General features: G+C 32.1%; 1 protein-coding gene and 1 CRISPR repeat array. The gene reads right to left on the bottom strand.

Going from position 1 to position 6,275, the window contains the following annotated elements:
- Nucleotides 1–489: 489 nt before the first annotated feature.
- Nucleotides 490–6,021: a CRISPR direct-repeat array (repeat unit 30 nt; unit sequence GATTTTAGACTACCTATAAGGAATTGAAAC).
- Between the two features lie 166 nt (nt 6,022–6,187).
- A partial coding sequence (locus LN736_RS18625) for a transposase (RefSeq protein ID WP_229982195.1) occupies nt 6,188–6,275 on the bottom strand: 88 nt, incomplete at its 5' end.

The following is a 6,275-nucleotide window of genomic DNA, read 5'->3' as shown; positions in this document are numbered from 1 at the left end:
GGTGAAGTGTATTTAAGGGAAAGCATTATGATACTGTTTATCAACCTAACTATAAATCTACTAAAAAATTGTCTTGACAAAGGGGTGCACTTTAATGAGATGTATTTAAATGATGAACAAAATGAAATAGTATTGAGACTAAATGGTGCTGAACCTTAACATGAGATGTATTTAAATAACAACTACCTTCATCTTCTAGCTTTAAATTTAATTGTTGAACCTTAACATGAGATGTATTTAAATGAGAGAATATTGTTAAATCTTTTGGATATATTGGAGCTGAACCTTAACATAAGATTAGTTTAAAAAATATTTTGGAATTATATTAAATTTTATGTCGTCGACCATGAATAGAGTAAAAATTACCGGAGGTCGACGATTTTTATGTTTGCAGTTAATTAGCCGCCTGAGATTAATTTCTAAAACTTTTGTAGAAATATTTCTGAATATTGCATTTTTCTAGATGCTGATGTATTCTATATTTGATGGGATTTTAGACTACCTATAAGGAATTGAAACTATCGCAATGGTGTAAACCCAAATAACTACAGCTTGGATTTTAGACTACCTATAAGGAATTGAAACTGATTTAGATTGGAGTGAAGAATAATGCAGATAAAAGATTTTAGACTACCTATAAGGAATTGAAACCAACAGTAATTCAAAAGGCTACAGAGGGCAGTACCTGATTTTAGACTACCTATAAGGAATTGAAACTTGGCAATGTGGCTGCCTTCTCTATCGGCCATTTAGATTTTAGACTACCTATAAGGAATTGAAACTTTATAATAGGTACAAAGTTGTATTTACCTATCTTGATTTTAGACTACCTATAAGGAATTGAAACTCTATATCCATAAGCTTGGATAAACTTCTAGCTGCAGATTTTAGACTACCTATAAGGAATTGAAACTTGTACTGCTCATATAGGCACAATTAAAATATTATTTGGATTTTAGACTACCTATAAGGAATTGAAACCGGCAGCACTAGCAATAACAGGCACACCTATATCAGATTTTAGACTACCTATAAGGAATTGAAACTTAAAAAGCCTAATAAAAATATTTACAGATGAGGGAGAGATTTTAGACTACCTATAAGGAATTGAAACTTGTTCTAGTTCTAAATTACATACGGAAAAGGCTACGATTTTAGACTACCTATAAGGAATTGAAACTAAAAAAATAAACCCTAGAATAGCTTTTAAACTATCCGATTTTAGACTACCTATAAGGAATTGAAACCCGTTTGAGGATTTGAAAGTCCTTTTAAAAAGCCCTGGATTTTAGACTACCTATAAGGAATTGAAACTTTTTTTATATAAAATTGGAATATTGAGAAGGAATAGATTTTAGACTACCTATAAGGAATTGAAACTGCTAAGTGTATGAGTAAAATAATATAGTAGTACAGATTTTAGACTACCTATAAGGAATTGAAACTTAGTTGGCTCTTTCTTTTTAATTCCATATGTACCTGATTTTAGACTACCTATAAGGAATTGAAACAAATAGATTCTGTAGTAAAACTAAAGAATGGTAATACGATTTTAGACTACCTATAAGGAATTGAAACCCGGGGAAGAGTTGCATGGACACTTTAGAAGGTCTGATTTTAGACTACCTATAAGGAATTGAAACAAAGAATGGAAAAAGGTTTAAACCAAAAACAGTTAGGGATTTTAGACTACCTATAAGGAATTGAAACCAGAACCTTGTATCGTCCTTAAATAGCCAGTCTATATGATTTTAGACTACCTATAAGGAATTGAAACATAGCTTGTATAATATCTTCTTGTTTAAGATTCAGATTTTAGACTACCTATAAGGAATTGAAACTAAGTTTTACGTAACGGATAAATAGATTGGATATAAGATTTTAGACTACCTATAAGGAATTGAAACGCCGATACAGGTTGATCTGTAGTCGAGCTAATCGGCTGATTTTAGACTACCTATAAGGAATTGAAACTATTTACCTGCATATCCAGGGAGTATACCGCTTAAGATTTTAGACTACCTATAAGGAATTGAAACCCGTGACTTTCTCTTTCAACTTTATTAGAATTATCAAAAGATTTTAGACTACCTATAAGGAATTGAAACTATGAAATTCAATGCTGATGTAATGCTTAGGGGTGAGATTTTAGACTACCTATAAGGAATTGAAACCATTCCAATCCATAATAACTAAATGATATATTCTGGATTTTAGACTACCTATAAGGAATTGAAACTAAAAAATGGATGGAAAGTATTCGGTGAAACCAACGGATTTTAGACTACCTATAAGGAATTGAAACTATGGATACAAATTATGTATTTGATATTACTCCAGATGATTTTAGACTACCTATAAGGAATTGAAACCCCTATGGATATACATTCCAGCCATTGGCACTAAAGATTTTAGACTACCTATAAGGAATTGAAACATGTCCTCTTTATCTTCTTTAGTAAATTCTTCTCCTTCGATTTTAGACTACCTATAAGGAATTGAAACAGTTATCTGTAGACGGTGGTAATATTCAATATGATAAGGATTTTAGACTACCTATAAGGAATTGAAACAGAAATTGTTTTGAGCTTAACCGTGATGGAATGTTAGATTTTAGACTACCTATAAGGAATTGAAACCACATTTCAATTTGGTTTTCTATAGAATCACCTTTGCCAGATTTTAGACTACCTATAAGGAATTGAAACACAGGCTTGCAATTCAAAACTGTGCCAAAAATTCTAGATTTTAGACTACCTATAAGGAATTGAAACTCTCAAAGAAATTGCAAGGATTGAGTGACAGAAGTTGATTTTAGACTACCTATAAGGAATTGAAACAAAGCCTTTTGACAATCCATGCATAATGCTTTTCCGTGATTTTAGACTACCTATAAGGAATTGAAACTTTATGTCAGAATCTTCATCTTCTTCAAATTCAACCGGATTTTAGACTACCTATAAGGAATTGAAACTTTGTTATATGCTAGGGCACTAGGATTAAGTTTTTATGATTTTAGACTACCTATAAGGAATTGAAACTCTGCCTCATGCGGGGGAATACACCCCATGGTTCAAAGATTTTAGACTACCTATAAGGAATTGAAACTTGCAAGACTGGTAGGCTCTAAAGATGGAATGGCATATGATTTTAGACTACCTATAAGGAATTGAAACTTTGAACTATGCTGTTTATGTCAATCAATATCCATATGATTTTAGACTACCTATAAGGAATTGAAACTTAGCCAACTTTTACCTAAATTCGGAAGTTCAACGCGATTTTAGACTACCTATAAGGAATTGAAACTAAGTTGTCAGTTGTCTTTGCTAAGAAATTGGCAATGATTTTAGACTACCTATAAGGAATTGAAACCAGTACTTTGCCTTAGTTTCAAGTGTTTCTCTATTCTGGATTTTAGACTACCTATAAGGAATTGAAACAGATACAATATTTTGTTCTGGTCAGATTTCTTCCTATTGATTTTAGACTACCTATAAGGAATTGAAACTAAGTTACGATCCATTTGTCGTAGTACTCAGATAGGATTTTAGACTACCTATAAGGAATTGAAACTTAAATCTGCATCATAAATAATTAAATCTGCCAGTAGATTTTAGACTACCTATAAGGAATTGAAACATAACATAAAAAAATTTAGTTTTCTACAAGGCAGGAAGATTTTAGACTACCTATAAGGAATTGAAACACGGTTATACAGTTTATACAACTGACGAACTAACAAGATTTTAGACTACCTATAAGGAATTGAAACTTCCAATTTTTCAGGGTATAACTATCCGCAATGTTAGATTTTAGACTACCTATAAGGAATTGAAACCTGGGAATCTCAAGTGAAATTGATGATGATGGAAATAAGATTTTAGACTACCTATAAGGAATTGAAACTTATATTACGATTTGCTAATTAGGGCAGACGATGAGATTTTAGACTACCTATAAGGAATTGAAACTTTTAAAGGAGGAATAGAGATATAGAGATAAAAGAAGATTTTAGACTACCTATAAGGAATTGAAACTGCCTAAGAAAAGATTGCAGGAACATATACAGACAGAGATTTTAGACTACCTATAAGGAATTGAAACCAGACAAACGGAAAGATAAAATAAAAGCACGTATGAACGATTTTAGACTACCTATAAGGAATTGAAACCTTCTTTTAGTATTGTTGTCGGTATAACCGCAGATGCGATTTTAGACTACCTATAAGGAATTGAAACATTGACTTATCTTGCTCCTGGAACGCCCCGACTTTAGATTTTAGACTACCTATAAGGAATTGAAACCAGTGTCAGAGGGTGCCACTTTTAACGGGAATATAAGATTTTAGACTACCTATAAGGAATTGAAACTTATCTGGATCAGGATTAGGAATAAATGCTTCAGGATTTTAGACTACCTATAAGGAATTGAAACTAAGTTTATTAAGGATATAAATGAGGAGTATTTTAGATTTTAGACTACCTATAAGGAATTGAAACTGTATATCAGTTCAAATTCCAGTATGGAGAAGACTGGGATTTTAGACTACCTATAAGGAATTGAAACAAGTCTGTGCCTTATCCTGTGCTGCCCTTAATTTATGATTTTAGACTACCTATAAGGAATTGAAACCACACCAAGCGGCAACAGATAGAAAGAATAAGTTAGATTTTAGACTACCTATAAGGAATTGAAACTATTTCAGCCTATATTTCTCTTGCAGGTCTCTTAAAGATTTTAGACTACCTATAAGGAATTGAAACTTTCTATATATATCACCAATAATTTCACAGCTTGCGGGATTTTAGACTACCTATAAGGAATTGAAACAACCATGCGAAAACAGCATTTACCTTTTCTCTAAAGATTTTAGACTACCTATAAGGAATTGAAACAAATCTCTCATTAAGGATTTAAATTTACAAAGTTTGATTTTAGACTACCTATAAGGAATTGAAACCCTTTTGCAATGCAATTTCAAAGAAGAGGACACATGATTTTAGACTACCTATAAGGAATTGAAACTAGATATAGACTGGCTATTCAAGGACGATACAAGGTGATTTTAGACTACCTATAAGGAATTGAAACTACCTTTATTTATTTTTCCCATTACAGTAAAGTTTGATTTTAGACTACCTATAAGGAATTGAAACTAATGTCACTTACCGTAACTTCTGGCTTATAATATGGGATTTTAGACTACCTATAAGGAATTGAAACTTGCAAGGGAATTCATAATTTTAAATATGATAGAGGATTTTAGACTACCTATAAGGAATTGAAACTTAGGAGGGCATATACACCATTTATTTATATCGTTGGATTTTAGACTACCTATAAGGAATTGAAACTATTCTTATTCGGGTATCTAAAGTATAAGAAAATAGGATTTTAGACTACCTATAAGGAATTGAAACTAAATATCATGGTGCTTTGTCATGCCGTGTATATAAGATTTTAGACTACCTATAAGGAATTGAAACAATTCAAGTAAGTTCCTCCCTTCTGGTAAAATAAAAGGATTTTAGACTACCTATAAGGAATTGAAACCTGAGAGGAGGGCTTGACATGGCAAGACCAAGGCAGCGATTTTAGACTACCTATAGGGAATTGAAACTACTTGCTGTAGAATTTGCTGTGTCTATATTGCCTGGATTTTAGACTACCTATAAGGAATTGAAACTGTTTTGGTTCTCCATATAGGCGTTTCATGGAGGCTGATTTTAGACTACCTATAAGGAATTGAAACACAGAAAAATCTTATATAGATACAGGTCTGGAACCTAGATTTTAGACTACCTATAAGGAATTGAAACATACTTACTGCAGGAGTTGATGTCCAGGATGACAGGATTTTAGACTACCTATAAGGAATTGAAACTAGATAGTAATATACCTGATGCCAAAATACCTGTTGTGATTTTAGACTACCTATAAGGAATTGAAACTATTTTCCTAAATTTGTAAGTGCTATTTTTAACATTGATTTTAGACTACCTATAAGGAATTGAAACTCATATATTGAGGGAATGAGTATTTTTGTAGTCATTATTACATTGCTTTTTTACAACTGTGAACTACCACCACTTATAGAAGTGGATGGCTTCTTAGTCAATATTCCTAATGGAACAAGTTTACCTAAGCTCTAAAGGTCGAACCAACCTCAGTGTATTACTAAAATTATATGGCTAATTTCAGCAGATTTTTGCTGGCGTTTATATCCCTGTCATGGTGTGTGCTGCATTTAGGACAGGTCCATTCCCTGAGT

Origin of the sequence: Clostridium aromativorans, from assembly GCF_020908015.1 — a bacterium.
Classification (GTDB): Bacteria; Bacillota; Clostridia; order Clostridiales; family Clostridiaceae; genus Clostridium_B; species Clostridium_B aromativorans.
This window is presented reverse-complemented; position numbering and strand designations above follow the sequence as displayed.